Source organism: Achromobacter sp. RTa, from assembly GCF_000757485.1.
GTDB lineage: Bacteria > Pseudomonadota > Gammaproteobacteria > Burkholderiales > Burkholderiaceae_B > Achromobacter.
In genome coordinates, this window is record NZ_JPYO01000004.1 from 91260 (window position 1) to 116632 (window position 25373).

The window sequence follows — 25373 nt, forward strand, 5'->3', positions numbered from 1 at the left end:
GAACACCGTTGGAATCGAACGCATGCAGAAATTGTCCTTCCTGGTCTCGCGCCTGGGCAAAGCCCTATTCGTCATCCTGGGCGTGGTGATCATCAACTTCATGCTGATCCGCATGGCGCCGGGCGATCCGGCCGCCGTGCTCGCGGGCGAGTCCGGATCCTCCGATCCGGCGTACGTCGAGCAATTGCGCCAGCAATTCGGCCTGGACAAGCCCGTCTACGTCCAGCTCGCCACCTACCTGAAGGGTGTGGCGCAGTTCGACCTCGGCTATTCCTATCGCGAGCGCCTTCCGGTCTTCGACCTGATCATGGACAGGCTGCCGGCGACGCTCCTGCTGATGGCCTGCGCTTTCATCTTCGCGCTGCTGTTCGGCGTGCTGTTCGGCATCGTCGCGTCGCGTTGCCGCTACCAGGGCAAGCATCCCTGGGTCGACAGCGCGCTGATGACGGCGTCCCTGCTGATCTACGCAACGCCGCAATTCTGGCTGGCGCTCCTTGCGATCATCTTCTTTTCGCTGCAACTGGGCTGGCTGCCGCCGTTCGGCATGGAGACGGTGGGCAGCGGCCTGGCCGGGTGGGCCCGGGTCAAGGACATCGCAACGCACCTCGTCCTTCCCACGGTCTCGCTGGGCTGCTTTTTCATGGCGGTCTACGCGCGCCTGACGCGCGCCTCGATGCTCGAAGTGCTGGGCATGGATTTCATCAAGACGGCGCGCGCGAAAGGCGTGCCCGTCAACCAGATCATCCGCCACCACGCGCTGCGCAACGCCCTGCTGCCCGTCGTCACCTTCGCCGGAATCCAGCTGGGGCAGATGGCTGGCGGCGCGGTGCTGACCGAGACCGTCTTCGGCTGGCCCGGAATCGGACGGCTGATGTTCGACGCCCTGCTGCAGCGCGATTACCAGCTCCTGCTCGGCGTTTTCCTGATCACCTCGACCATGGTCGTGGTGTTCAACCTGCTCCCCGATCTGATCTCCCGCTTCGTCGATCCGCGCACCCAGGAAACCTGAGAAACCCGCCATGAAGAAATTCCTGAACAGATTCCTTGCCAATCGCGGGGCCGCCGCGGGCACGCTCCTGCTGCTGATCGTCATCGCGGTGGGCGCCTCGGCGTCGGTCCTGTACGAAGAATCGCCGTGGATGATGGTGGCCCAGCCCCTCATCAAGCCCTTCACGGACCCCGCCTACATCCTGGGCACGGACATGCTGGGCCGCGACATCGCCGCGGGCCTGGCGTACGGCGCCCGCGTCTCCTTGATGATCGGCGTCATATCGACCCTGGTGGCGGTGTTCGTGGGCATTCTCGTGGGCGCGCTCGCCGGTTACTACGGGAAGTGGGTGGACGACGCCCTGATGCGCGCGACCGAATTCTTCCAGACCGTGCCGCAACTGGCGATGGCAATGGTGCTGGTGGCGATATTCAAGCCATCCCTCTATTCGATTGTGGGCGCGATCGCGATGGTCTCGTGGCCTCCCGTCGCCCGCCTTGTGCGCGCCGAATTCATGACGCTCAAAACGCGCGAGTTCGTGCAGGCGGCCGTGGTGATAGGCCAGCGTCCCAGCCGCATCATCCTGACGCAGATCCTGCCCAATACGGCCTCGCCCATCATCGTCACGGCGTCGCTCATGACCGCCACCGCCATCCTGACCGAATCGGCGCTGTCGTTCCTGGGCCTGGGCGACCGCAACCTCATGAGCTGGGGCTACATGATCGGCGCCGCGCGCACCATGCTGCGCGAGTCGCAATGGATGAGCCTCTGGCCGGGGCTGGCCATCATGTTGACCGTGCTGGCCATCAATCTGATCGGCGAGGGCCTCAACGACGCTCTCAACCCGCAACTTCGCAAGCGTGGAGCCTGAGCCCGTGACCAAGAACACTTTGCCCCCTTCCGATCTCCCCTTGCTCTCCATCAGGAACCTGAGCATCGCCCTGCCCGCCGGCGGCGACCGCGCCTACGCCGTCCGGGACATTTCCTACGACATCCACGCCGGCGAGATCCTGTGCATCGTCGGTGAATCCGGTTCCGGGAAGTCCATGAGCGCCAATGCGATCATGGGCCTGCTTCCCCACTATCTCCGCCCCGAAAGCGGGCAGATCATGCTAGGCGGCCGCGACCTGCTGACGCAGGACGAAGACGTCCTGCGCGGCATGCGCGGACGCGAAATGGCCATGATCTTCCAGGAGCCGCTGTCCGCGCTGAACCCGCTGCTGACCGTCGGCGAACAGATCGCGGAAGTCATGCGCGTGCATAACGCCTACCCGGGCGAAGCCAGGGAGCGGCGCGTGCTGGAGCTGCTGGAACTGGTGGGCCTGCCCGATCCCGCCGCCATCCGGCATGCGTGGCCCTTCCGGCTGTCGGGAGGCCAGCGCCAGCGCGTGATGATCGCCATGGCGCTGGCCCTGGAACCCAAGCTTCTGATCGCCGACGAACCCACCACGGCGCTGGACGTGACCACGCAGGCGCAGATCCTGGCGCTGATCGCGCGCATCCAGCGGGACAAGGGCATGGGCGTGATGTTCGTTACCCATGACTTCGGCGTCGTCGCGGAGATCGCCGACCGGGTCGCTGTGATGGAAAAGGGAATACTCGTGGAACAAGGCACGGCGGAACAGGTCTTGAACCGCCCGCAGCACCCCTATACCCGCAGGCTCATCGGCGCCGTCCCCCGGCAGCGCGCGTCGGCGTCCACGCGCCAGGCGCCCGCGGGCGGGCCGGTGCTGCAGGTCGAGAAACTCAACAAGACCTACGCCCTGGGCGGCGGCCTGTTCCGCAAAGGCCGCGTCGTCCACGCCGTCAACGACGTGAGTTTCACGGTCAGGCGCGGCGAAACCCTGGGCATCGTCGGCGAATCCGGCTCGGGCAAGTCCACCATCGGCAAGTGCCTGCTCAAGCTGCTGGACATCGACAGCGGCCAGATGCGCTTCGACGGCGAGGACATCGCCCCCTTGTCCGAGGCGCAGTTCCGCCCCAAGCGGCGGAACATCCAGATGATCTTCCAGGATCCCTTCGCCTCATTGAATCCGCGGCACACGGTGGGCCGGATCCTCTGCGACGGCCCTCTCGCCAGCGGCGTTTCCCGCCAACAGGCCGAGAAGCGCGCCCGCGAACTGCTGCAACTGGTGGAATTGGATCCTTCCGCGTTCGACCGCTACCCCGGGGAGTTTTCCGGCGGCCAGCGCCAACGCGTCGGCATCGCGCGCGCCCTGGCGATGGAGCCGCGGCTGATCGTCGCCGACGAATCCGTCTCCGCGCTGGACGTCTCGGTGCAGGCGCAGGTGCTCAAGCTGCTGCACGACGTGCAGCAGCGACTGCAACTGGCGCTGATCTTCATCACCCACGACCTACGCGTGGCCGCGCAGATCTGCGACCACCTGCTGGTCATGCATCGCGGGCGGGTGGTCGAACAAGGCCCCCCGGCACAGATCTTCGATGCGCCCCAGGACGCCTATACGCGGCAGCTCATCGCAGCCATGCCTGGACGCGGCTGGGATCCCGGCGCCGCCATCCTCAACTCCGATTCCATGAACGACGCCTGCATCTCATGATAGAACCCGATATGGCCCTGGCTGCAAGCCTGTTCGAGCAGCTGCACGCGCTGAGCTTCGACGGCGTGGGCATCACCAGAGACACCTATGGAGCCGGCGAGCAACGCGCCCATTCCTTGATGGCGGACACCGCGCGGCTTCTGGGGCTGGAAGTGCGTATGGACGCGGCGCTCAACCTGTACCTGACGCTGCCGGGGCGGCATCGGGACAGGCCGGCCGTCATGACGGGTTCGCACCTGGATTCCGTTCCCCGTGGCGGCAACTACGACGGCGCCGCCGGCGTGGTCGCCGGCCTCGCCGTCCTCGCCGGTTGGATCAAGGCAGGCGCACGGCCGGATCACGACGTGACGGTCATGGGAATACGGGCCGAGGAAAGCGCCTGGTTCCCCGTTTCCTACATCGGCAGCACCTCCGCCTTCGGCCTGCTGAGTCCGCAGGCGCTGTCCTGCCGCCGCGCCGGCACCGGACGGACGCTGTCGGAGCACATCCGCGAACTCGGCGGACGGCCGGAGGCGATTGCCAGCGGCGAGGCCGCGCTGCGCCCCGAGGCCATCGATTGCTTCGTCGAACTGCACATCGAACAAGGGCCTGTCCTGGAGGGCAGCGGCCATGCCCTTGGCGTGGTGACCGGCATCTGCGGCAGCCACCGCTACAGGCAGGCCCAGGCCAAGGGGCGATATGCGCATTCCGGCGCCACGCCGCGCACCCACCGCCAGGACGCCGTGGTCGCGCTGGCCACCCTGATCGAACGCCTTCAGCGCGAATGGCGCGGCCTGGAAGCGGATGGACACGAACTCACCCTCACCTTCGGCCAGGTGAATACCGACGCCCGGCAGGCCGATTTCAGCAAGGTGCCCGGGCAGGTGAGTTTCTGCGTCGACATCCGCTCCCGGAGCCTCGACACATTGCAGCTGATGGATTCCTTGCTGCTGAAGGCCGCGGGCGAGATGGAATCCTGCCATGGCGTCCGCTTCGAATGGGGGCCCGTCTCGGGCAGCCAGCCCGCGGTCATGGACGAAACCCTGCAACGGGCGCTGCATGACGCGGCGCTTGCGGCGGGCGTGCAGCCCCGCCAGCTTCCCAGCGGGGCGGGACACGATGCCGCGACCTTCTCCAATCGTGGCATTCCTACCGCCATGCTGTTCGTGCGCAACGCGAACGGCAGCCACAACCCCGAAGAGGCCATGGACCTGGACGACTTCGCCGCCGGCGCGCGCACCCTGGGCCAGGTGCTCGCCATGCGCGCCGGACTGATCCGGCCGCAGAATTCCGCCCCCAATTGAGGATCTTTCATCATGCCGATTTGCGTCATCGCGCAACCCATCCACCCCATCGGCGCGCAAATCCTGCGCGGCGCGGGCGTGGAGGTGCGCCAATCTCCCGGGCCCGGCCTGGACTCGCTGTGCGAGGTCATCGCCGAGGCCGACGCGGTCATTGTCCGCGACAGCCTTCCCGCCACGCTCATCGACGCGGCGCCGCAACTGTGCGTCATCGCCAACCACGGCACGGGCACGGACAAAATCGACGTCGCCCATGCCAAGTCGAAAGGCATACCCGTTGTTTTCACTCCCGATGCGAACGTGCGTTCCGTCGCGGAACATGCGTTGATGCTGATGCTGGCCACCGCCCGCCAGGCCGTGCAGGCGGATGCCGCGACACGCCAGGGGCACTGGCGTTTCAAGTATGAACAGCCCATGTTCTCGCTTTGCGGAAAGACCCTGGGCGTCGTGGGCTGGGGCCGCACCGGCCGCCTGCTCTGCGGCATGGCCACGCAGGCGCTGGACATGCGCGTGGTCGTCTGGTCGCCCAGCCTGCCCGGCGACGGATCGCTGCCATCCGGCGCCGAGCGAGTTGAAACGCTGCAGGAACTGCTGCAGGCGTCGGACGTCGTGTCGCTCCACCGCCCGTTGCGCGAGGACACCCGGCACACGCTGGATGCAGCGGCGCTGCAACAGATGAAACCCGGCGCCATCGTCATCAATACGTCCCGGGGCGGGCTCATCGATGAATCGGCGCTGGCGGACGCGCTGCGCGGCGGACGCCTGTTCGGCGCGGGCCTGGACGTCTTCGAAACGGAGCCGCTGCCTGCGGGGTCCGTGGTCGCCGGGCTGCCCAACGTCGTGCTCACTCCGCATGTCGCCGGTTCCGCCCAGGAGGCCCTGGAGGCGACCGCCCGCCAATGCGCTGAACAGATCCTTTCGGTGCTCGCCGGCCGGCAGCCTGCCCATCTTGTGCACCCTCAGGAGTGGGACCGCCGCCGCCAGCCCGCATCCTCCAACTTCGCCGAGCGCCAGCCATGACTCCTCCGATCGTCACTTTGACCCAGGGCCATCTGCCCCTGCTCATTTCCATTCCCCACGGCGGCGAATGCCTGCCCGAACCATTCCTGCGCCGCATGACGCCCGCCGCCCACAAGATCGCGGATACCGACTGGCACCTCGCGCGCCTCTACGGCTTCGCCCGCGCGATGGGCGCTTCGGTGCTGCAGGCCAATTATTCGCGCTACATCATCGACGTCAACCGGCCGGCCGACGGCGCGAGCCTTTACCCGGGAACCACCACCACCGGCTTGTGCCCGACCGAGAGCTTTGTCGGCGAAGCCCTGTACCGCGCCGACTCCGCGCCGCCGGACGAGCAAGAGACGGCAGAACGCATCGCCGGGTATTGGAAACCCTATCACGACGCGTTGCAGCAGGAGCTGGCGCGCCTGCGCGAGAAGCATGCCCACGTATTGCTATGGGAAGCCCACTCCATCGCCAATGAGCTGCCCCGCCTCTTCGAAGGACAGTTGCCTGACTTGAACATCGGCACATTCAGCGGCGCCGCATGCGCGCCCGCGCTGCGCGAAGCCGCTGTCGCCGCAGCCAGCGCCAGTCCGTTCAGCTGGGTCATCGACGCGCGCTTCAAGGGGGGCTACATCACCCGCAACTACGGCCGCCCCCAATCCGGCGTGCATGCCGTTCAGCTCGAAATGTCGCGGCACCTCTATATGAAGGAGGGAGAGCCTTACGCCTATCGCGAGGACCGGGCGGCCGCGGTGCTTCCCACCGTAGAAAGCATGGTCAGGAACACGCTGCGGGCGCTGGAAGGGCTGCAATGAACGGGGGACGGCCATGACGACACTCTCCGACATCCGGACCTATGTGCGGCAGCTCCGCCTGCGCGGGATCGAATCGGTCGAGATCCAGGAGGGCGAGCGCCTGGTCAGCATCCGGATCGACGTGCCTGCGATTTCCGAGGACGCCGCCACGCCGGAGGCCGCGCCCACCCCGGATTCCTCTCTCATCGACGTGCGCAGCGCCACGCTGGGCCGGTTGCTGCGCAGCCATGCCGACAGGCTGCCGGTTCAGATCGAGACGGGCGACGAGGTAAGCCAGGGCCAGCTGCTGGCGCTGGTGGCCCTGGATGAAAACCTCGTGTCCGTGCATGCGCCCGTGGATGGCTCGATCGGCGCCGTGCTGGGGGCCGAGGGCCAGATCGTGGGTTACGGCATGCCCCTGTTCCAACTCAAGCCTAGGCAGCGCTGAGCGATGACCCAGAACACCCAATTGATCCTCGACATGATCGACCTGGTCGCCGAAGAACGCATCGCGGAGCTCTACGTCAGCGAACCCGCCTTCAGCGTCCGTATCCGCCGGCGTGCAGGCAGCGCAGATCCCGCAGCGCCCGCCGGCATGCCCGCTTCCGAGCCGCAGGCGGCCGCCACGGCGCCGACCTCCCAGACAGTCGCCGCCCCGTTGGCGGGCGCTTTCTACCGGGCTTCCAGCCCGGGGGGAGAGCCCTTGGCGCGCGAGGGAGGCTGGGCGGCTGCGGGAGCGCCCCTGTGCGTCATCGAAGCGATGAAGATGTTGACCGAAGTGACCGCCCCCCAAACCGGCACGGTCGTCCGGGTGCTGTGCGAAGACGGGCAGATGGTCGAACAAGGGCAGGCGTTGTTCATTCTTGAACCCGGCGAGGCCGATCATGTTTCGTAAGATTCTCATCGCCAATCGTGGCGAAATCGCCTTGCGCATACAGCGGGCCTGCCACGAGCTGGGCGTCCAGACCGTCATCGTGCACTCCGAAGCGGACCGGGATGCTTCCTACCTGCAGCAGGCCGACGAAGCGCTCTGCATCGGGCCGGCAGCCTCCGCGGACAGCTACCTCAACACTTCCGCCATTCTTGCCGCCGCCAGGCTGACGGGCGCGCAGGCGGTCCACCCCGGCTACGGCTTCCTCAGCGAGAACGGCGGCTTCGCCGAGGCCGTGGAGGCTGCGGGCATGACGTTCATCGGCCCGGCCCCGTCGGCGATCCGCATGATGGGCGACAAAGTCAAAGCCAAACAGGCCATGCAAGAATCGGGGGTGCCTTGCGTGCCGGGATCGGACGGCGTGCTGCCCGATGACGCCCCGGCCATATTGCGGCAAGCCGGGAGGATAGGCTTTCCGCTGATCATCAAGGCGGCGGGCGGCGGCGGGGGCCGGGGAATGCGCGTGGTCGAGTCCGAAAGCGGCTTGCAGGCGGCCGTGGAAACGACGCGTGCCGAAGCGCGGGCGGCTTTCGGCAATCCGGATCTTTACATGGAACGCTTCCTGCAGCAGCCCCGCCACATCGAAATCCAGGTACTGGCCGACCACCACGGCCAGGCCGTCTGGCTGGGCGAACGCGACTGCTCCATGCAGCGGCGGCACCAGAAAGTCGTGGAGGAGTCTCCCGCCCCCGGCGTCGATCGCCAGGCTATCGAGGCGATCGGCGAACGCTGCGCCAGCGCGTGCAGGTCGATCGGCTATCGGGGCGCGGGAACGTTCGAGTTCCTGTATGAGGACGGCGAGTTCTACTTCATCGAAATGAACACGCGGCTGCAGGTCGAGCACCCCGTCACCGAACTCACGACCGGCATCGACATCGTGCAGATGCAGATCCGCATCGCGGCCGGAGAGCCCCTGCCCTGGCGCCAGGACCAGATCCGGCGCCACGGCCATGCGATCGAATGCCGGATCAATGCCGAGAATGCCGCGTCCTTCCTGCCTTCCCCGGGCCGCATCACGCACTGGCGGCCGCCGGGCGGGCCGGGCTTGCGGGTGGATTCGCATGCCTATGCCGGCTATACGGTGCCGCCGCACTACGATTCGATGATCGGAAAATTCATCGCATTCGGCGACACGCGCGAGCAGGCGCTCGCCCGCATGCGGGTCGCGCTGCGCGAGGCCGTCGTGCAAGGCATCGACACGAACATCCCGCTGCACCGCGACCTGTTCTCGGATCCCGTCTTCTGCCTGGGCGGCGCGGGTATCCATCATCTTGAATCCTGGATAGCATCACGGCATACCGCCGCGGCTTAGTCCCGGCCAGCCGCGGCTTGTGAAAGCCCGGCGGCTTCACCGCACGTCATTTCCACTCTACTGAAAGGAAATCCCATGAGCTTGATCGAACAGAAATTCGCCAGACTCTCCACCGACAACGCGCCTGGCCAGGAAGTCCGCCAGCGTGCTGAGGGGTTGGATGCCCTGCTGAAAGGCGACACGCTGCCCGGCACGCCGGTGGACTTTTCGCACGGCGACGTGAACGACAGCGCATTCGCGCCCACGCCCGGATCCCTGGAAGCCTTCGTCGCCGGCGTGGAAAGCGGAGGCGAGCAGGCCTATACGGAGTATCGCGGGCGCGCCGACCTGCGCGCCCACGTGGCGGAGCACCTGGGGCGGTTCACCGGCAGCCCGGTTTCGGGCTCGGACGAACTGATCATCACCCCGGGCACGCAGGGAGCCCTGTTCCTGTCCATCGCCTCCACCGTCGCGCCCGGCGACAAGGTCGCGATCGTGCGGCCCGACTATTTCGCCAACCGCAAGCTGGTCGAATTCATCGGCGGCGAAATCGTCCCGATCGAAATGGATTACCTGAACAATGCCGACCGCGCGGGCCTGGACCTAGGCCAGCTCGAGTCGGCCTTCAAGGCGGGGGTGAAGACTTTCCTGTTCTCCAACCCCAACAATCCGGCCGGGGTGGTCTATTCGAAGGACGAAATCGGACAGATTGCCGCGCTTGCCAACCAGTATGGGGCGACGGTCATCGTCGACCAGCTGTACTCGCGCCTGCGCTATGCCGGCGTCGAATATACGCACCTGCGCGCAGCCGGGATCGACCCCGGCAACGTCATCACCATCATGGGCCCCTCCAAGACCGAATCCCTGAGCGGCTACCGCCTGGGCGTGGCTTTTGGCGCCCCGAAGCTGCTCGACCGCATGGAAAAGCTGCAGGCCATCGTGTCGCTCCGGGCTCCCGGCTACTGCCAGGCCGTGCTGCGGACGTGGTTCGAGGAGCCCGAAGGCTATATGGAGGAACGGATCCAGCAGCACCAGGCCATCCGCGACGACCTGCTGCGCGTGCTCCGCTCCGTCGAAGGCCTGGCCGCCCGCACTCCCCAGGCAGGAAGCTATCTGTTCCCCAGGCTGCCCAGGCTGACGGTGTCCCCGCAGGATTTCGTGCGCATCCTGCGCCGCCAGGCCGGCGTGACGGTAACCCCCGGCACGGAGTTCAGCCCCGATACCGGCGACAGCTTCCGCCTCAATTTCTCGCAGAACCACGCCGCGGCGCTGCACGCGATCGAGCGGACGGTCGAACTCATCGCCCGCTACCGCGCTTAACGACAGGAGATCTCCTATGACACGCAAGGCATTTTCCAGCGACCGCACGCCCCCGCCCGCCGGTACCTACAGCGTCGCCATCCAGGCCCAGGGCCTTATTTTCCTTTCCGGCCAGACGCCGCGAGACGTCCACAACGTGCGCCACGGCGACAAGCCCTTCGCCGAACAGGCGCGGATGGCCCTCGACAATCTCCAGGCCGCGGCGGAAGCGGCGGGCTCGTCGCTGCGCGACGCCGTCAAGGTCAGCGTCTTCCTGAAAAACCCGGCCGATGCCAAGGAGTTCGACGCCATCTATGCCGGCTATGTCGGCGATCCGCCTCCCGCGCGAACCCTGACCCAGTCCAATTTCGCGGGTTTCGACATCGAAGTGGACGCGGTGCTGCTGGCCCGCCAGGCCTGACGGCCCGGGCGGAACTATCCTGACTTGGAGGGACTTTCAATCATGAGCGCACGCAGCGGGCTCATCAACGAGACAAGCAAGGGCGTCTACGTCATCGCCGCCACCCCGTTCGCCGACAACGGCGAGCTGGACCTGGAAAGCGTCGACAGCCTGACGGATTTCTATCTGGAGAAAGGCGTAACCGGCCTCACGATACTGGGCATGATGGGCGAGGCGCCCAAGCTGACGGAGGCTGAGACCACGACGGTGATGCGGCGCGTGCTGAAGCGCGTCGAAGGCGGCGTTCCGGTGGTCGTCGGCGTAAGCGATGCATCGGACCGCAACGTCGAGCGCCTGTCGCATGAAGCGATGTCGCTCGGGGCGGCGGGCGTCATGATTGCGCCCGTGCCGAACCTGAAGACGGACGAGCAAGTCTACGCATACTACGCGAACATCGCCACCCAGCTCGGCCGGGACATCCCGATCTGCCTGCAGGATTTCCCCCAATCCACGGGCGTGCATACATCGGTCGCAGTGATACACCGCCTGGTCGACGCCTTTCCGCAGATCGTCATGCTCAAGCACGAGGACTTTCCCGGCATGCGCAAGCTGAGCCAGGTCCGCGAAAAAAGCGTGGCGGACGGCAGGCGGCGCATCAGCATCCTGGTGGGCAATGGCGGCCTGTTCCTGCCGCAGGAGATGCTGCGTGGCGCCGATGGCGCCATGACGGGGTTCGCCTATCCCGAGATGCTGGTGCAGGTCTGCCGCCTGTTCCACGAGGGGAAGCCGGAAGCAGCGGAGGACCTGTTCAACATCTACCTGCCCTTGCTGCGGCATGAGTTCCAGTACGGCATCGGCCTGGCCCTGCGCAAGGAAACGCTGCGCCGCCGCGGCGCGATCCGTTCGGCCTACGTGCGTCGCCCCGGCCCGATGCTGGACGCCACGGACCACGCCGAACTGGGCCGCCTGATAGGCAGGCTGGAAGCCGCATTGGCCTGAAGCCGCGGGGTTTCCGTCATTCGCGGAACCCCTGCGCGCGCATGTGCTCGGCCAGGAACTCCACGCACGCGCGGATCTTGGCCGAGGCGCTCAGTCGCGAAGGGTAGACGGCCCAGATGTTGGCCTCCTGCCGGTAGGCCGGCAGCACCTGCTCCAGCTTGCCTTGTGCGATCAACGGCCCCACGTCCCAGGCCGAGCGCAGGATGATTCCCCGGCCGTCCACCGCCCACTGCACGACCATCTCGCCATTGTTGGCCGATAACGGCCCGCGAACCTTGACCGTATGTTCGCGGCCGCCCCTGCGCATGCGCCAGACGCCGAAGGGATGGTCGCGCTCCTTGATGACCAGGCAGTCATGGGCGGCCAGGTCGGCCAGGGTGCGCGGCGCGCCCCGCGCCCGCAGGTACGCCGGCGCGGCGCACAGCACGCGGTGATTGCCGGCGAGCTTGCGCGCGATGACGTGCGGCGCGATGTCGTCGCCCACACGCACGTCCAGGTCATATCCCTCCGCCGCCACGTCGACCAGGCGGTCGAACACCTCGAAGCGGACCTGCACCGCGGGATGCTGGGCGGCGAACGCGGACAGCGCGGGCGCTACCACCCGGCGGCCGAACCCGAAGCTGCTGCAGACCCGCAGCAGCCCCCGGGGTTCGCGCCGGGTGATGCCCACCTCCTCGACCAGGTGGTCCACGTCGTCGAGGATGCGCTGAGCCCAGTGGTAGACGCGTTCGCCCGCCTCGCTGATCACGACGCGCCGGGTCGTGCGATGGAACAGCCTGGTGCCCAGGCCTTCCTCGAGCAGGCGGATGCGCTTGGTGACGTAGGCGGGCGACATGCCCAGGTCCTCGGCCGCCTTCGAGAAACTGGAGGCTCGCACCACCGCACAGAGGACGCGCAAATCGGCGGGAAGAAAATCATTATTCATGATTCGTGCATAGTAATTTCACGGGACGGCCTATTGTAGATAGGCCGTGCGGACGCCTACCATCGTTTCCGTTCCGTTTCCCTTACTCCCACGCAAACCATCATGTCCCAAGTATTCAAAATCGCCGCCATCGCCGGCGACGGCATCGGCAACGAAGTCATGCCCGAAGGCCTGCGGGCGGTGAACGCCGCCGCCAAGCGCTTCGGCGTGCCGCTGCAGATCGACACCTTTCCCTGGGCCAACTGCGAGTACTACGCGCAACACGGCGAAATGATGCCGCCCGACTGGAAGGTGCAGCTGCAAGGCTACGACGCCATCTTCTTCGGCGCGGTGGGCTGGCCCGCCACCGTGCCGGACCATGTGTCCCTGTGGGGGTCGCTGCTGAAGTTCCGCCGCGAATTCGACCAATACATCAACCTGCGCCACGTGCGGCTGTTCGACGGCGTGCCCTGCCCGCTGGCCGGACGCAAGGCGGGCGACATCGATTTCTTCATCGTCCGCGAAAACACCGAGGGCGAATACACCAACCTGGGCGGACGCCTGTTCGCCGACACGGACCGCGAAATCGTCATCCAGGAATCCGTCTTCACCCGGCACGGCACCGACCGCGTCATGCGCTATGCCTTTGAACTGGCCAACCGGCGCGAACGCAAGGCGCTGACCGTGGCGACCAAAAGCAACGGCATCGCGGTCAGCATGCCCTGGTGGGACGAGCGTGCCGACGCCATGGCCCGGCAGTATCCGGACGTCAAGACCGACAAGCAGCACATCGACATCCTCGCCGCGCGCTTCGTACTGCAGCCGCAGCGGTTCGACGTGGTGGTGGCGTCGAATCTGTTCGGCGACATCCTGTCGGACCTGGGCCCCGCGTGCACGGGCACCATCGGCATCGCGCCGTCGGCGAACCTGAACCCGGAACGGGCATTCCCCTCGCTGTTCGAACCGGTGCACGGATCGGCCCCGGACATCTACGGCAAGGGCATCGCCAATCCCATCGCCATGATCTGGTCGGGCGCGCTGATGCTGCAATTCCTGGGCAGCGAGGAAGCGCATGACGCGATCCTGCGGGCGATCGAGCATTGCCTGAAGCACGGCCCCCGCACGCCCGACCTGGGCGGACAGGCAAGCACCGAAGAACTCGGGCTTGCCATCGCGGCGCACATCGAGGCCGCGGCCTAAGGCTGCGTCAATCGGCGCGCGACAGCATGCTGTCGCGCAGCCGCAGCACCGAGGCGCACGAGGTATCGCGGTGCGTGACGAGCGACAGCGACAGCGCGCTCTGCGCATCGGCGTCGGCCAGCGGCACGAACGCGACGTGCGGCGTGGAATACGCCCGGGTCACGCCCGGCACCAGCGCCAGGCCCATCCCGCTGGCGACCAGGCTGACCAAGGTCTGCACCTGGATCGCTTCCTGGCTGATGCGCGGGGAAAAGCCCGCCTTGCGGCATAGCGCCAGCGCCACGCCGTACAGGCCAGGCACTTTCAAGGGCGAATACAGCACGAAGTTCTCGGCGCGCGCCCGCTCCAGTTGGACCGGACCGCCGGCTGCCAGCGGATGCCCCGCCGGCACCGCCAGGATCAGGTCGTCCCGCTCCACCACCCAGGAATCCAGCCCAGGGTCCTCCGCCAGCGGGCCGCGCACCAGGCCGGCGTCGATATCGTTGGCGCGCAGCATCGCCACCAGCCCTACCGTGCTGTCCTCGCGCAGATCCAGCTGCAGATCCGGATACCGGGCGCGGAACGCCGGCAGGCAGCGCGGCAGCAACATGTACGTGGCCGACCCGACGAAGCCCAGCCGCAGCAGCCCCCACTCGCCCAGCGCGACGCGGCGGGCAGCCTGGCGCGCCTGTTCGGAATGGAACAGCGCCCGGCGGGCGTCGGCCATCAAGGCCTGGCCGGCCGGAGTCGGCGTCACGCCCTTGGGGCCGCGCACCAGCAACGGCACCCCCACCGCATGTTCCAGCTTCTGGATCGACACCGACAACGCGGGCTGCGCGATGTGCAGCAGATCGGCTGCGCGCCGGTAGCTGCCCTGCTCCGCAATGGTCACGAACTGCCGGAGCTGCCGTAGATCGATAGCCATAACAAATTCCATATCGCCCAATACCTAAGCCATATTAGACGCGTATGCGCGAGGCCGATAGCATTCCCGTCATGACAGCCACTCCCCTCCCACGAGCCGGCGCGCTGGACGGCGTGCGCATCCTGGACCTGACGTCCGTGGTGTTCGGCCCTTACGCGTCGCAGATACTCGCCGACTACGGCGCCGATGTCATCAAGGTCGAGGCGCCGGCTGGCGACTCGACGCGCCGCACCGGCCCCGCGCAGGAACCCGGGCTGGCCGCGATCTTCCTGGGCCTGAACCGCAACAAGCGCAGCATCGTGCTGGACTTGAAGCAGGCCGCCGCTCGGCAGGCGCTGCTGACCATGGTGGATCAGGCCGACGTGCTGATGCACAGCATGCGGCCCGCCAAGATGGCCGCGCTCGGACTGAGTCCGGAAACGCTTTGCGCGCGCAATCCGCGGCTGGTGTATGCCGGCCTGTATGGCTTCGGGGCGGGCGGCGCCTATGATGGCCGGCCCGCGTATGACGACATCATCCAGGGGCTGTCCGGCTTTGCCGACCTGGTCGACCGCCAGACGGGCGAACCGCGCTACCTGCCCACCGTCGCGGCCGACAAGACCTGCGGCCTGGTCGCCGCCCATGCCATCCTGGCCGCCCTGTTCCAGCGCGAGCGGACCGGCGCCGGACAGCAGCTGGAAGTGCCCATGTTCGAAAGCATGGCGTCCTACGCGCTGGTCGAGCATTACTACGGCAGGCACCTGGCCGACGAACCGGGCCAGGCCGGCTATCCGCGCGTGCTCACTCCCTGGCGAAAGCCCTGCCGCACGGCCGATGGCCACGTCTGCCTGATGCCCTACACCGACGCCCACTGGCGCGATTTCTTCATCGCCGCGGACCGCCGCGACCTGGCGGAAGATGCCCGCTTTGCCGACATTTCCGCTCGAACGCGCCACATCGAGACGCTGTACGAATTGCAGGCCCAGATCGTCGCCCGCCGCGATACCGCCTATTGGCTCGCCCTGTGCGAACGGCTGGAGATCCCGGCCGCGCCCGTCAACCGCCTGCAGGACCTGGAGGCCGATCCGCACCTGCAAAGCGTGGACTTCTTCGTGCCGCTGGAAAGCGCGTCGGGCAGCCGCTACCGCTTTCCCCGCAACCCAGTGCGCCTGCAGCATTCCCACGTGCCCGCCACGATGCCGCCGCGCCTGGGCGAACATACGCTCGACGTGCTGCGCGAAGCCGGCCTGGACGAAACCCGTATCGCCGCGCTCCTGGAGACGGGCGCCGCGCTCGACGTGCTTTCCACAACCCTCGACAACAGCGAGAACCCCGCATGAACGCAGACCGCAGCAACGCCGCCATCGCGCAACTGGGCCAGGGCTATTACTGGCAGGACCTGTCCGTGGGCCAGCGCTTCCATACATTCCGCCGCACGGTTACCGAGACCGATATCGTCAACTTCATCAGCGTGACGGGAATGCTGGAGACGATTTTCATCGACGCCACCTATGCGCACGGCGCGATCCAGGGCCGCCCCGCTCCCGGCGCGCTGACCTATGGCCTGATCGAGGGGCTGATCATGCAGGGCATGGTCCAGGGCACGGGGCTGGCCCTTTTGGAAGTCCACAAGAAAATGCTGGCGCCCGTGGTCGCGGGCGACACCATCTGGGCGGAGATCCAAGTGACCGGCGTGCGCCCGACCTCGCAGCACAACCGGGCGGTCGTCACGTCCGCCATCGAAGTCCGCAACCAGCATGGCAAGCCGGTGATGAGCTACACGGCCACCCGCATGCTGGCCGGCAGGCCCGAGGCCTGATCGGGCGGCAAGCGCCCCGCCCAGAGGGCGCCGCCGCCTGGACGCGATCCGCGTCGTCCAGAAAAACACAAGGAGACAAACCATGAAGAAAGCAATGCTGGCGGCCAGCCTGGCCGTACTGGCGCTTGGAAGCGCGGCCGGCGCCCATGCCGCCGCCTGGCCCGAGCGGCCCGTAACGATGGTGGTGCCGTTCCCGCCCGGCGGCCCCACCGACCTGGTCGCGCGCGTGCTGGCCAAGCAGTTGACCGACCAGCTGGGCCAGACGGTCGTGGTCGAGAACAAGGGCGGCGCCAACGGCAACATCGGCATGCAATACGCGGCGGCGGCCAAGCCCGATGGCTATACCGTGCTCTACAACACCTCTTCCATCGCGCTCAGCCCCAATCTTTACCGGTCGCTGGCATTCGACCCGGTCAAGGATTTCGCGCCGGTGTCGTCCACGGCCGTCATTCCGCTGGTGCTGCTGGTGCATCCGTCCGTGCCGGCAAAGGATACCCAGTCGTTCGTCCAGTATGCGCGCCAGAATCCAGGCAAGCTCTCGTACGGCTCGGCGGGCGCCGGCAACGTCACCCACCTTGGCGCCCTGCTCCTGCTGCGCTCGCTCGAGATCGACGCGGTGCACGTGCCCTATCGCGGCAGCGCCCCGGCCATGACGGATCTGGTCGGGGGGCAGGTGCAAGTAATGACGAACACGCTGAACGACTCGCTCGGTTTCATCCGGGAAGGCAAGCTGCGCGCGTTGGCGGTGACCAGCAGCGCGCGCAGCGGCCAGCTGCCCGACGTGCCGACCGTGGCGGAAACGGCGGTGCCCGGATTCGAAATGGGAGCGTGGCAGGGCGTGGTGGTGCCGACCGGCACGCCCGAGCCGGTGATTGAAAAGCTGAACGCCGAAATCCGCCGCGCGCTGCAGTCGCCCGAAATGCAGAAGCAGCTCAAGGCGCAAGGCGCTCAGGCGCTAGGGTCCACGCCCCAGGAATACGCGGCCTACATAAAAAGTGAAATCTCGCGCTGGGGCGAAGTGGTAAAGGCCGCCAACGTGAAGTTGGATTGAAGCGCGGGGCGGCAAGCGTACCCAGCCTGCGCAAGAATGGCCGGCCCGCCGCCGGGCCGCCCCAAGGCGGACCAGCCCCCTCGAAGGGCAGCAAGCACGCAAAGCGCGCGCAGTGCGGCAAGCGTACCCAGCCTGCGCAAGAATGGCCGGCCCGCCGCCGGGCCGCCCCAAGGCGGGCCAGCCCCCTTGGGGGGCAGCAATGCACGCCTAGCGTGCGCAGCGTGGGGGCAAAACTTCTTTCAGCGCCCCGCAGCCTTGGCGCTGATCCCGTTGGCCACGCCCATATCGACCTTCGGCACGTCGCGGATCAACACGCGCACGTCTTCGCCCGAGATATCGATGCTGGCGCAAACCGCCTGGTTCAGCGCGGCGATCAGGGCCGCCTTCTTGGCTTCGTCGCGGCCTTCGATCAGCGCCACGTCCACGCGCGCCATCCGCTTGCCGATCTCGCCTGCCACGATCACGTTTTCCGCGGGCACTTCCTGCAGCACGATGCGCACGCTGGGCAACGGCGCGGCGATGCTCTCGACGACGGCGTTGGACGCTGCCTTCAGCAGAGTGGCTTTCTGGGCGGCCGAGTGGCCTTGCATGATCTGGACATTCAAAATGGGCATGACGGCTTCCGATGTTCCGAATGAAGGGAGACAAACCGGCCATCCGGCCGGTTGACCATCATATCCGGACTTTGCCCATGCCCAGGCACAGTCCGGATACGGGTCTTCCCTGTCAGGCGGCCTGGTCCCGATGTTCCAACTCGGGCTCGGCCTCTTGGCCGGAGGCCGCCTCTTCGGCAGGCGCCGCGGTATCGGCCAGGGCCGGCGTGACCAGCTCCACGACCTTCTTGCGCGACAGCATGCCGATGAACTCGTCGTCCTCGCCCGTCACCGCCACGGGCTGGTCGCTGTGGACCAGCTGGGCCAGCACTTCGCCCAGGCCCGCCGTGGCCGGCACGGAAGCCAGGTCCTCGACGTAGCGGGAGATGTCGCGCACGCCATCCTGGATGGCCTTTTCGGCCGCCTCGGCGGTCAGCACGCCGGCCAGGCGCTTGCCGTCCAATACCGGCGCGTACTCGTAGTCCAGCGCGCGCATGCGGTCCATGGCGTGCGCGGGACGCGAACGCATGGTCAGGGTCAGGCGCGCCGGGTTCACGGCATGCGTGGCATTGAGCACCTTGGTGCGGTTCACGTCCTGCAGGAACGACTGCACGTAATCGTTGGCCGGATTCAGCAGGATGTCTTCCGGCGTGCCTTCCTGCACCAGTTCGCCGTCCTTCAGGATCGCGATGCGGTTGCCCAGACGCAGGGCCTCGTCCAGATCGTGCGTGATGAAGACGATGGTCTTGTTCAGCTTGGCCTGCAATTGCAGCAGCTGATCCTGCATCTCGCGGCGGATCAGGGGATCCAGCGCCGAGAACGCTTCGTCCATCAGCAGGATTTCGGCATCCGTGGCCAGCGCGCGGGCCAGGCCCACGCGCTGCTGCATGCCGCCCGACAGCTGGTGCGGATACTGGTTCTCGAAGCCCGACAGGCCCACCTGCTCCAGCCATTCGCGGGCGCGCTTCTCGCGCTCGGCGCGGCCCACGCCCTGCACGGTCAGGCCGTAGGCGGCGTTGTCCAGCACCGTGCGGTGCGGGAACAGGCCGAAGCGCTGGAACACCATGCTCATCTTCTTCTGGCGGAAGACTTCCAGGTCGCGCTTGTTCAGGCTGACCACGTCCACGCCGTCGACCAGGATATGGCCGGCGCTGGGTTCGATCAGGCGGTTGAAATGGCGGATCAGCGTGGACTTGCCGGAACCCGACAGGCCCATGATGACGTAGATGCTGCCCTCTTCAATCGACAGGCTGATATCGCGCAGGCCCAGCGTGTGGCCGCTTTCGGCCAGCAGCTGTTCCTTGCTCATGCCGCCCTGGGCGGCTTCCAGCCATTTCTTCGGGTGCGCCCCGAAGATCTTGTAGATGTTCTTGACCTCGATCTTGCTCATCGCTGGCCTCCCATGCGCATGCGCTGTCCATACGATTGCGTGATCCGGTCGAACAGCACGGCCAGCACCACGATACCCAGCCCGGCCAGCAGGCCGCGGCCCACTTCCAGACGGTTGATCCCAAGCAGCACTTCATAGCCCAGGCCGCGCGCGCCGATCATGGACGCGATCACCACCATCGACAGCGCCATCATGGTGGTCTGGTTGATGCCGGCCATGATGTTGGGCAGCGCCAGCGGCAGCTGCACGCCGAAAAGCTGCTGGCGCGGATTGGCGCCGAAGGCGCGCGACGCTTCCAGCACTTCGCGGTCGACCAGGCGGATGCCCAGGTCCGTCAGGCGGATCAGCGGCGGCACGGCGTAGATGACCGTGGCGATGATCGCGGGGATCTTGCCCAGGCCGAACAGCATGACGACCGGAATGAGGTACACGAAGCTGGGCATGGTCTGCATCACGTCCAGCACGGGGAGCATGCCGGAACGCAGCCAGTTGACCCGTGCCATCAGCACGCCCAGAGGAATGCCGATCAGCACGGACAGGCCGGCCGCCATGATCATCAGCGCCAGCGTCTGCATGCCGGCGTCCCATAGGCCCAGCACGCCGATCACGCACAGCAGCGCGCCCATCGCCAGGCTCAGGCCGATGCGGCGGCTCACGCCCCACGCGATCGCCACCGTGACGGCGACCACCGCCCACCAGGGCGAGCTGCGCAGCACCTGCTCCAGCCACACCAGCGCATGCAGGACGGGCTGGGACAGGGTTTCCAGCGTGTCCGCGTAGTTGGTGACCAAATGATCGACGAAACCGTCGATCGCCCCCCGGACCTGCCGGGCGGGAATAATTTCAGGAAACATTCGTTCTACTCCATTCTGGCGCGCTCATCGCCCGTGCCGCCGCAGGCCGCGGCATCGCGCAAGACAATGAAACCAAGGGGCTTCCAGGGCGGAAGCGGCCCGCCAAGTCGGCGGCACAAGCGCGCATCTGGCCGGGCAACCTCGCCCGGCCGGCGGCCATCCCGGCAAAGCAGTCCGGCCCGAGGTAGGGCCGGTACGCGCCATGGTGGCGCGCTGCCAGGCTCACGGCAGGTTAGAGCGCGCTTTGGACGCGCCCGGCGACGTCTGCGGGGACCCACTTGGTCCAGACGTCGGGCTTGTTCTTCAGGAACCACTTGGCCACGGCGGTAGACTCGTCGCCGGTCTCTTCCATGTGGGCCAGGGTTTCGTTGATCACCGGCAGCGGCACCGACACCTTGGACAGGAATTCGGTGAGCTTGGGCGCTTCCTCCGAGAACTTGGTGTTTACCGCGGTGAAGACGGGATTGTCAGGATAGGCGCTGGGCTCGGGATTGGCGCACTTGGGCGACGTCAGGCACTTGTGCTTTTCGGCGTCATAGGGCGGCATGTCCAGCTTGACCAGGTCCATCGAACCGACCAGCGGCGTGGGCGACCAGTAGTAGAAAACGACGTTCTGCTTGCGCTTGTAGGCCGACATCAGGGCCGCCTTCTGCGCCGCGCCCGTACCGGGCGAATACAGCGTGTAGGTGTCGTCCAGCTTCAAGGCGTGGAACAGGTTGTTGCTGGTCACTTCGCAGCCCCAGCCTGCCGGGCAGCCGTAGAAACGGCCCTTGCCGGGCTCTTCCGGATCCTTGAACTCGTCCTTGAACTTCGGCAGGTCGGCCGCGGACTTCAGTTCCGGCAGGCGCTCGGCCGTGTAGCGCGGGATGTACCAGGCTTCGGCGCCCATGTAGAGGTCGCCGATGCGCTTGACCTTGCCGGTCTTCTCGGCGCGGTCCCAGGGATCGGCGACGCTGTTCAGCCAGATCTCGGTGTTGATGTCCAGGTCGCCGCGCTCGAGCGCGGCCAGCGCCGGAAGGGTCTCGGTAGGCAGGGTCTCGGTTTTGCAGCCGTAGCCCTTTTCCATGATGAAACGCTCGACGTCAACGAGAACCAGGTTGGATTCCCAGTTCATTGCGCCGAAATTGACTGGACGCTTGAGCTCGCATTGGGCGGCGTCGGCGGCCTGGGCCGAACCGGCAAATGCAAAGAACACGGCCGCGGCGGCCAGGGTCTTGACAGGGGTAAAACGCATTGGCTTTTGCCTCCATAGGTTCAGGGACACACGCAGGGCTGGGCCCGTGGGTGCCATGGAGCTAAGGGGGTTGTGCGGAAGACGGGCAGAACCGCCAATACAAACCGACACTAGCAACAAGACCCTCCGCGAGGATGCGGGGTCTTGCAAGACAGGAGTTTCAAAAACGCAGTTTTTGAAAACCCACAGAAAGTGAACAAACTGAACGAAGAAGCGAGCATCTTAAACGAAATTGATGCCCAACCCAACCCCACCCCTGAACAAAACAGAAACATTTCGGGAAAAATGAGTGCGGGATAACCCCGATCGACCACAGGGAAATCGCCGTTTTTCCCTAAGGGAATTTGATTCGGAATCGAGTTTACATTTAGTTAAATATATATTCTTATTAATACATTCCAGCGATTTCAAAACGGCCTGGAATGCCCATTTCGACCCTCTTGGGCGGGCATGACCAGGCCCAGCTTCCCGGGTTAGCGCCCTTCCCCGTACATGTAGTCCCGCCGCCATGGATAGGCGAGGTCTGCGGGGTTGTCGAGTTCGTCCGGACGCCCCGTGGCCGGGGGCTGCGCCAGTATCTGGTGCAGGGCGATCCAGCCGTGCTCGAACGCCATGGCGCACCCGGCAAGGTAGAGCCGGTACGCGCGCAGCGAGCGCTCGCCCTGTTCGCCCCCCAGGATCCCGGCGGCTTCGGGCAGGCGCGCCTCCAGCGCGTCGCTCCACGCCCACAAGGTGCGCGCGTAATGCGGCCGCAGGTTTTCCACGTCCACTTCTTCCAGCCCGCCGTTGGTCATGGCCTCCATCACGACGCTGATATGGGTCAGTTCGCCGCCGGGGAAAATGTACTTTTCGATGAATTCGCCCATGCCGTTGCCGAGCTCGGCGTTGTAGACCCCCGCGGCGGTGATGCCATGGTTCATGATCAATCCGCCCGGCTTGAGCAGCCGGCGCAGCTTGGCGAAATACCCCTCCAGCTGCGCCCGCCCCACGTGTTCGAACATGCCCACCGAGGCGATCTTGTCGTAAGGGGTGGATTCGTCCAGCTTCCGGTAGTCCAGCAGCTCGACGCGGACGCGCCCCGCAAGGCCCTTTTCCTCGATCAGCCGGTTGACGTGCGCATGCTGGTTGCGCGACAGCGTGATGCCCGTGGCATCCACGCCGTAGTTTTCCGCGGCCCAGAGCAGCAACCCGCCCCACCCCGCGCCCACATCTAGGAAGCGCTCGCCCTCGCGCAGGCGCAGCTTGCGGCAGATGTGGTCCAGCTTGGCCTCCTGGGCCTGGGCGAGGCTCATGTCCGGCCGGCGGAAGTAGGCGCAGGAATAGACCCGGCGCGGATCCAGCCACAGCGCATAGAAGTCGTCGGACAGGTCGTAATGGAATTCGATCTGCTTCGCGTCGCGCTCCACCGAGTGGCGCCAGACCGACACGACCTTGCGCACCAGTTCGGTCAGCCAGCCGCCCCTGGCGGCGTCCACCGGCGAGCCGGGCAGCAGCGCGGCGGCCGCGGCCATGACGTCGCGCATATTGCCTTCGATATCGATCCGGCCTTCCACGTAGTCCTGCCCCAGCACGCCGACCGCGCCTTCGGCGAGGTGCGCCAGCGCGGTCTTGTCATGGGCGACGAAACGGACGCGGGGGTCGGGCGCCCCCAGCACGGTGCCGTCGGGCAGCACCAGTTGGACGGTCACGGGCAAGGCCTGCAGCTTGCGCTCCACCACAGACAACAAAGGATTCACGGCTACTCCCCTGGATGCGTACGGACGCCGATGACTTTATCGGAAAATTGCTGAAACTTGCATGTAAGGTTATGCGTGATACAGTCGCTGACTTGGCCCAAAACATGCAACAAACCGCATCGGCGCCCTGTCCTGCGTTGTAACGCGATCCTCATGCCCCCATCACATTCTTTCCGCAGCGGTCTGCCCGGCTGGCTTATTCTCATGGGCGCGCTGACGGCCATCGGCCCGTTCGCCATCGATATGTACCTGCCCGCGTTCCCCACGATCGCGGCGAACCTGGGCGTATCCCGCGGCGACGTCGAGCGCACGCTGGCTGCCTACCTGATCGGCCTGGCGATGGCGCAGGTCTTCTACGGCCCCATGGCCGACCGCTACGGGCGCAAGCCTCCGCTGCTGGTGGGCCTGACGCTGTTCATGATTGCCTCGCTGGGTTGCGCGTTGTCCGGGTCGGTCGAAGCGCTGACCGGCTGGCGCGTGGTGCAGGCCATGGGCGGCGCCGCCGGCATCGTGATCCCGCGCGCCGTCATCCGCGACCACTACGAAACCCATGAAGCCGCGCGCGCCCTGTCGCTGCTGATGCTAATCATGGGCCTCGCCCCCATCCTCGCGCCGCTGATCGGCGGGCAATTGCTGGCCATCACCAGCTGGCGCAGCCTGTTCTGGGTCATGCTGGCGGGCGGCGCGATGCTGATGATAGCGGTGCTCAAGATCATGAAGGAATCGCTTGCGCCCGACCGCGTCGTGCCGCTGCGCTGGAGCACCATCCTGCGGAACTACCGCGACCTGTTCGCGCACCGCGGCTTCATGGCGCACAGCCTGGCCGGCGGCTTCGGCCAGGCCGGCATGTTCGCCTACATCATCGGTTCACCGCGCGTCTTCATCGAGCTGTACGGCGTGCCTCCGCAGTATTACGGCCTGCTGTTCGGCACCAACGCGCTGTCGCTCATCGTCTGCTCGCAGATCAGCGCCCGGCTGCTGCGCACCTACACACCGCGCCAGCTGCAGCGCAGCGCGCTGATGTCGCTGGCCTGCGCCAGCCTGGCGGCCGTCGCGCTGACGCTGGCGGGCTGGATGACGCTGCCCCTGCTGATGCTGTGCCTGATCTGCTACATGGGCAGCCAGGGCTTCGTGAACCCCAATTCAGCGGCGCTGGCGCTGGCGGAACAGGGCAAGCGGCTGGGAGCCGCGTCCGCGCTATTGGGGACACTTCAATTGTCCTGCGGCGCGCTCGCCGGCTTCGCGGTCAGCGCCTGGCAAGCGGACAGCGCGCTGCCCCTGACCACCACGCTGGCGGTCTGCGCCTGCCTGTCCTGGTTTTCCGGCCGCGTGGCGCAATTGCACACCCGCTAGCCTGTCTGCTTGATTTATTTACGTTTTTCGTATTAGAATCTAAGTCTTCACATGAAGTTTCCCGTGCAGGACTACTATGCTTTGTAGTTCGGCACTCTGACCCCAACCGCGTAGCGTCAAGATTCTTTTTCCGGAACCGTCTGGAAAGATTCGCGGGTGGCAGGCAGCGGGTATAAGCACAGGGACGAACCTGAACACCGGTTCCTCCCCATCCACTAAGACTGGGTGGCCGGCAAAGCAGCACTCGCAACACGCGATGCTTCTGTACAGCCCGGCGGCTGAACCCCCGTCTACCCCCAAGCGATGCGCGAAAAGAACGACACAAAGAGGTGCATCCATGGCACGCGTATGCCAAGTGACCGGCAAAGGCCCGATGGTGGGCAACAATGTTTCGCACGCGAACAACAAGACCAAGCGCCGCTTCCTGCCCAACCTGCAATCGCGCCGGTTCTGGGTTGAAAGCGAAAACCGCTGGGTCCGCCTGCGTGTTTCGGCCAAGGCCATCCGCACGATCGACAAGAACGGCATCGACGCCGTCCTGGCCGAAATGCGTGCCCGCGGCGAAATCGCCTAATCGGCCATCCCGCCAATCTACATACTAGGAGCACGACATGGCCAAAGGTATCCGCGAAAAGATCAAGCTCGAGTCGACCGCCGGCACGGGTCATTTCTACACGACCACCAAGAACAAGCGCAACATGCCCGAGAAGATGCTGATCAAGAAGTTTGATCCCGTCGCTCGCAAGCACGTCGACTACAAGGAAACCAAGCTGAAGTAATTCGGCCGGTATCCGAGGTAGCAAAAGGGCCC

At 66.2% G+C, this 25373-nt stretch carries 26 protein-coding genes; 19 read left to right on the forward strand and 7 right to left on the reverse strand.

All coding sequences use genetic code 11. The features are described 5' to 3' along the window. The first annotated feature begins 22 nt into the window (after positions 1–22). The 12 genes from JL37_RS02510 to JL37_RS02565 all read left to right on the forward strand — a co-directional run bounded on the left by JL37_RS02510 (position 23) and on the right by JL37_RS02565 (position 11545). On the forward strand, positions 23–1009 hold the full coding sequence (locus tag JL37_RS02510) for an ABC transporter permease (RefSeq protein ID WP_043541738.1): 987 nt from the start codon (positions 23–25) through the stop codon (positions 1007–1009). A 10-nt stretch (positions 1010–1019) separates the two neighbouring features. Then, the gene (locus JL37_RS02515) at positions 1020–1859 is read left to right on the forward strand and encodes an ABC transporter permease (RefSeq protein ID WP_043541739.1); all 840 of its coding nucleotides are present in this window, start codon (positions 1020–1022) and stop codon (positions 1857–1859) included. Positions 1860–1863: 4 nt separating this feature from the next. Further along, a complete protein-coding gene (locus tag JL37_RS02520; RefSeq protein ID WP_231570276.1) occupies positions 1864–3546 on the forward strand; it encodes an ABC transporter ATP-binding protein in 1683 nt (560 codons plus the stop codon). Continuing rightward, on the forward strand, positions 3543–4829 hold the full coding sequence (locus JL37_RS02525; protein ID WP_043541741.1) for a Zn-dependent hydrolase: 1287 nt from the start codon (positions 3543–3545) through the stop codon (positions 4827–4829). Before JL37_RS02520 ends, JL37_RS02525 begins: the two co-directional genes overlap by 4 nt. 12 nt (positions 4830–4841) lie before the next feature. Next, complete coding sequence (locus tag JL37_RS02530; RefSeq protein ID WP_043541745.1) at positions 4842–5846, forward strand: hydroxyacid dehydrogenase; 1005 nt, start codon at positions 4842–4844, stop codon at positions 5844–5846. Next, entirely contained in the window at positions 5843–6646 is an 804-nt protein-coding gene (hutG, locus tag JL37_RS02535) for an N-formylglutamate deformylase (protein ID WP_043541747.1), read from the forward strand. Before JL37_RS02530 ends, hutG begins: the two co-directional genes overlap by 4 nt. Before the next feature lie 13 nt (positions 6647–6659). Further along, the gene (locus tag JL37_RS02540; RefSeq protein ID WP_043541749.1) at positions 6660–7073 is read left to right on the forward strand and encodes a biotin/lipoyl-containing protein; all 414 of its coding nucleotides are present in this window, start codon (positions 6660–6662) and stop codon (positions 7071–7073) included. Positions 7074–7076: 3 nt separating this feature from the next. Continuing rightward, positions 7077–7520, forward strand: coding sequence for a biotin/lipoyl-containing protein (locus JL37_RS02545; protein ID WP_043541751.1), 444 nt, complete (start codon positions 7077–7079; stop codon positions 7518–7520). Further along, the gene (accC, locus tag JL37_RS02550) at positions 7510–8868 is read left to right on the forward strand and encodes an acetyl-CoA carboxylase biotin carboxylase subunit (protein ID WP_043541752.1); all 1359 of its coding nucleotides are present in this window, start codon (positions 7510–7512) and stop codon (positions 8866–8868) included. The genes JL37_RS02545 and accC overlap by 11 nt, the downstream gene beginning before the upstream one ends. A 75-nt stretch (positions 8869–8943) precedes the next feature. Next, the gene (locus JL37_RS02555) at positions 8944–10167 is read left to right on the forward strand and encodes a pyridoxal phosphate-dependent aminotransferase (protein WP_043541753.1); all 1224 of its coding nucleotides are present in this window, start codon (positions 8944–8946) and stop codon (positions 10165–10167) included. Positions 10168–10183: 16 nt separating this feature from the next. Further along, positions 10184–10567, forward strand: a complete 384-nt coding sequence (locus JL37_RS02560; protein WP_043541754.1) for a RidA family protein — start codon at positions 10184–10186, stop codon at positions 10565–10567. A gap of 42 nt (positions 10568–10609) precedes the next feature. Next, entirely contained in the window at positions 10610–11545 is a 936-nt protein-coding gene (locus tag JL37_RS02565; protein WP_043541756.1) for a dihydrodipicolinate synthase family protein, read from the forward strand. A gap of 16 nt (positions 11546–11561) precedes the next feature. Here the strand turns inward: JL37_RS02565 and JL37_RS02570 are convergent, their stop codons facing one another. Next, a complete protein-coding gene (locus JL37_RS02570; protein ID WP_043541757.1) occupies positions 11562–12470 on the reverse strand; it encodes a LysR substrate-binding domain-containing protein in 909 nt (302 codons plus the stop codon). A gap of 102 nt (positions 12471–12572) precedes the next feature. On the opposite strand from JL37_RS02570, the gene JL37_RS02575 reads away from it, so the two are divergent. Further along, a complete protein-coding gene (locus tag JL37_RS02575; protein ID WP_043541759.1) occupies positions 12573–13649 on the forward strand; it encodes a tartrate dehydrogenase in 1077 nt (358 codons plus the stop codon). 7 nt (positions 13650–13656) lie between these two features. On the opposite strand, the gene JL37_RS02580 is transcribed toward JL37_RS02575, so the two are convergent. Next, positions 13657–14553 (reverse strand): LysR family transcriptional regulator, encoded by an 897-nt coding sequence (locus tag JL37_RS02580; RefSeq protein WP_231570277.1) that lies wholly within the window; start codon positions 14551–14553, stop codon positions 13657–13659. Positions 14554–14624: 71 nt separating this feature from the next. Between JL37_RS02580 and JL37_RS02585 the strand changes: the two genes are divergently transcribed. The 3 genes from JL37_RS02585 (at position 14625) to JL37_RS02595 (ending at position 17402) form a co-directional block, all read left to right on the forward strand. Then, a complete protein-coding gene (locus JL37_RS02585) occupies positions 14625–15872 on the forward strand; it encodes a CaiB/BaiF CoA-transferase family protein (protein WP_043541836.1) in 1248 nt (415 codons plus the stop codon). Next, the gene (locus JL37_RS02590; RefSeq protein WP_043541760.1) at positions 15869–16351 is read left to right on the forward strand and encodes a MaoC family dehydratase; all 483 of its coding nucleotides are present in this window, start codon (positions 15869–15871) and stop codon (positions 16349–16351) included. The genes JL37_RS02585 and JL37_RS02590 overlap by 4 nt, the downstream gene beginning before the upstream one ends. Before the next feature lie 82 nt (positions 16352–16433). After that, positions 16434–17402 (forward strand): tripartite tricarboxylate transporter substrate binding protein, encoded by a 969-nt coding sequence (locus JL37_RS02595; protein ID WP_043541761.1) that lies wholly within the window; start codon positions 16434–16436, stop codon positions 17400–17402. A 239-nt stretch (positions 17403–17641) separates the two neighbouring features. On the opposite strand, the gene JL37_RS02600 is transcribed toward JL37_RS02595, so the two are convergent. The 5 genes from JL37_RS02600 to JL37_RS02620 form a co-directional block, all read right to left on the reverse strand. Further along, positions 17642–18016 carry a tautomerase family protein gene (locus JL37_RS02600; protein WP_043541762.1) on the reverse strand — a complete coding sequence of 125 codons (375 nt, stop codon included), beginning with the start codon at positions 18014–18016 and terminating at the stop codon, positions 17642–17644. Between the two features lie 112 nt (positions 18017–18128). Next, on the reverse strand, positions 18129–19385 hold the full coding sequence (locus tag JL37_RS02605; RefSeq protein ID WP_043541763.1) for a glycine betaine/L-proline ABC transporter ATP-binding protein: 1257 nt from the start codon (positions 19383–19385) through the stop codon (positions 18129–18131). Continuing rightward, entirely contained in the window at positions 19382–20239 is an 858-nt protein-coding gene (locus tag JL37_RS02610) for a proline/glycine betaine ABC transporter permease (RefSeq protein ID WP_043541765.1), read from the reverse strand. The genes JL37_RS02605 and JL37_RS02610 overlap by 4 nt, the downstream gene beginning before the upstream one ends. 232 nt (positions 20240–20471) lie before the next feature. Further along, a complete protein-coding gene (locus JL37_RS02615; protein WP_043541767.1) occupies positions 20472–21473 on the reverse strand; it encodes an ABC transporter substrate-binding protein in 1002 nt (333 codons plus the stop codon). Positions 21474–21946: 473 nt separating this feature from the next. Continuing rightward, on the reverse strand, positions 21947–23209 hold the full coding sequence (locus JL37_RS02620) for a class I SAM-dependent methyltransferase (RefSeq protein ID WP_156124198.1): 1263 nt from the start codon (positions 23207–23209) through the stop codon (positions 21947–21949). A gap of 204 nt (positions 23210–23413) precedes the next feature. Between JL37_RS02620 and JL37_RS02625 the strand changes: the two genes are divergently transcribed. From JL37_RS02625 to rpmG, 3 genes are all read left to right on the forward strand, one after another. Next, positions 23414–24562: a Bcr/CflA family multidrug efflux MFS transporter gene (locus JL37_RS02625; RefSeq protein ID WP_043541769.1), complete on the forward strand. Its 1149-nt coding sequence runs from the start codon at positions 23414–23416 to the stop codon at positions 24560–24562. A gap of 337 nt (positions 24563–24899) precedes the next feature. Then, complete coding sequence (rpmB, locus tag JL37_RS02630) at positions 24900–25136, forward strand: 50S ribosomal protein L28 (RefSeq protein ID WP_043541771.1); 237 nt, start codon at positions 24900–24902, stop codon at positions 25134–25136. 37 nt (positions 25137–25173) lie between these two features. Continuing rightward, a complete protein-coding gene (gene rpmG, locus JL37_RS02635; protein ID WP_003810296.1) occupies positions 25174–25341 on the forward strand; it encodes a 50S ribosomal protein L33 in 168 nt (55 codons plus the stop codon). Positions 25342–25373 lie beyond the last annotated feature (32 nt).

Coding starts and splice junctions, on each gene's coding strand:
- JL37_RS02510 (WP_043541738.1), top strand. CDS start 23: ATGCAGAAATTGTCCTTCCTGGTCTCGCGCCTGGGCAAAGCCCTATTC.
- JL37_RS02515 (WP_043541739.1), top strand. CDS start 1,020: ATGAAGAAATTCCTGAACAGATTCCTTGCCAATCGCGGGGCCGCCGCG.
- JL37_RS02525 (WP_043541741.1), top strand. CDS start 3,543: ATGATAGAACCCGATATGGCCCTGGCTGCAAGCCTGTTCGAGCAGCTG.
- JL37_RS02530 (WP_043541745.1), top strand. CDS start 4,842: ATGCCGATTTGCGTCATCGCGCAACCCATCCACCCCATCGGCGCGCAA.
- hutG (WP_043541747.1), top strand. CDS start 5,843: ATGACTCCTCCGATCGTCACTTTGACCCAGGGCCATCTGCCCCTGCTC.
- JL37_RS02540 (WP_043541749.1), top strand. CDS start 6,660: ATGACGACACTCTCCGACATCCGGACCTATGTGCGGCAGCTCCGCCTG.
- JL37_RS02545 (WP_043541751.1), top strand. CDS start 7,077: ATGACCCAGAACACCCAATTGATCCTCGACATGATCGACCTGGTCGCC.
- accC (WP_043541752.1), top strand. CDS start 7,510: ATGTTTCGTAAGATTCTCATCGCCAATCGTGGCGAAATCGCCTTGCGC.
- JL37_RS02555 (WP_043541753.1), top strand. CDS start 8,944: ATGAGCTTGATCGAACAGAAATTCGCCAGACTCTCCACCGACAACGCG.
- JL37_RS02560 (WP_043541754.1), top strand. CDS start 10,184: ATGACACGCAAGGCATTTTCCAGCGACCGCACGCCCCCGCCCGCCGGT.
- JL37_RS02565 (WP_043541756.1), top strand. CDS start 10,610: ATGAGCGCACGCAGCGGGCTCATCAACGAGACAAGCAAGGGCGTCTAC.
- JL37_RS02570 (WP_043541757.1), bottom strand. CDS start 12,470: ATGAATAATGATTTTCTTCCCGCCGATTTGCGCGTCCTCTGTGCGGTG.
- JL37_RS02575 (WP_043541759.1), top strand. CDS start 12,573: ATGTCCCAAGTATTCAAAATCGCCGCCATCGCCGGCGACGGCATCGGC.
- JL37_RS02580 (WP_231570277.1), bottom strand. CDS start 14,553: ATGGCTATCGATCTACGGCAGCTCCGGCAGTTCGTGACCATTGCGGAG.
- JL37_RS02585 (WP_043541836.1), top strand. CDS start 14,625: ATGACAGCCACTCCCCTCCCACGAGCCGGCGCGCTGGACGGCGTGCGC.
- JL37_RS02590 (WP_043541760.1), top strand. CDS start 15,869: ATGAACGCAGACCGCAGCAACGCCGCCATCGCGCAACTGGGCCAGGGC.
- JL37_RS02595 (WP_043541761.1), top strand. CDS start 16,434: ATGAAGAAAGCAATGCTGGCGGCCAGCCTGGCCGTACTGGCGCTTGGA.
- JL37_RS02600 (WP_043541762.1), bottom strand. CDS start 18,016: ATGCCCATTTTGAATGTCCAGATCATGCAAGGCCACTCGGCCGCCCAG.
- JL37_RS02605 (WP_043541763.1), bottom strand. CDS start 19,385: ATGAGCAAGATCGAGGTCAAGAACATCTACAAGATCTTCGGGGCGCAC.
- JL37_RS02610 (WP_043541765.1), bottom strand. CDS start 20,239: ATGTTTCCTGAAATTATTCCCGCCCGGCAGGTCCGGGGGGCGATCGAC.
- JL37_RS02615 (WP_043541767.1), bottom strand. CDS start 21,473: ATGCGTTTTACCCCTGTCAAGACCCTGGCCGCCGCGGCCGTGTTCTTT.
- JL37_RS02625 (WP_043541769.1), top strand. CDS start 23,414: ATGGGCGCGCTGACGGCCATCGGCCCGTTCGCCATCGATATGTACCTG.
- rpmB (WP_043541771.1), top strand. CDS start 24,900: ATGGCACGCGTATGCCAAGTGACCGGCAAAGGCCCGATGGTGGGCAAC.
- rpmG (WP_003810296.1), top strand. CDS start 25,174: ATGGCCAAAGGTATCCGCGAAAAGATCAAGCTCGAGTCGACCGCCGGC.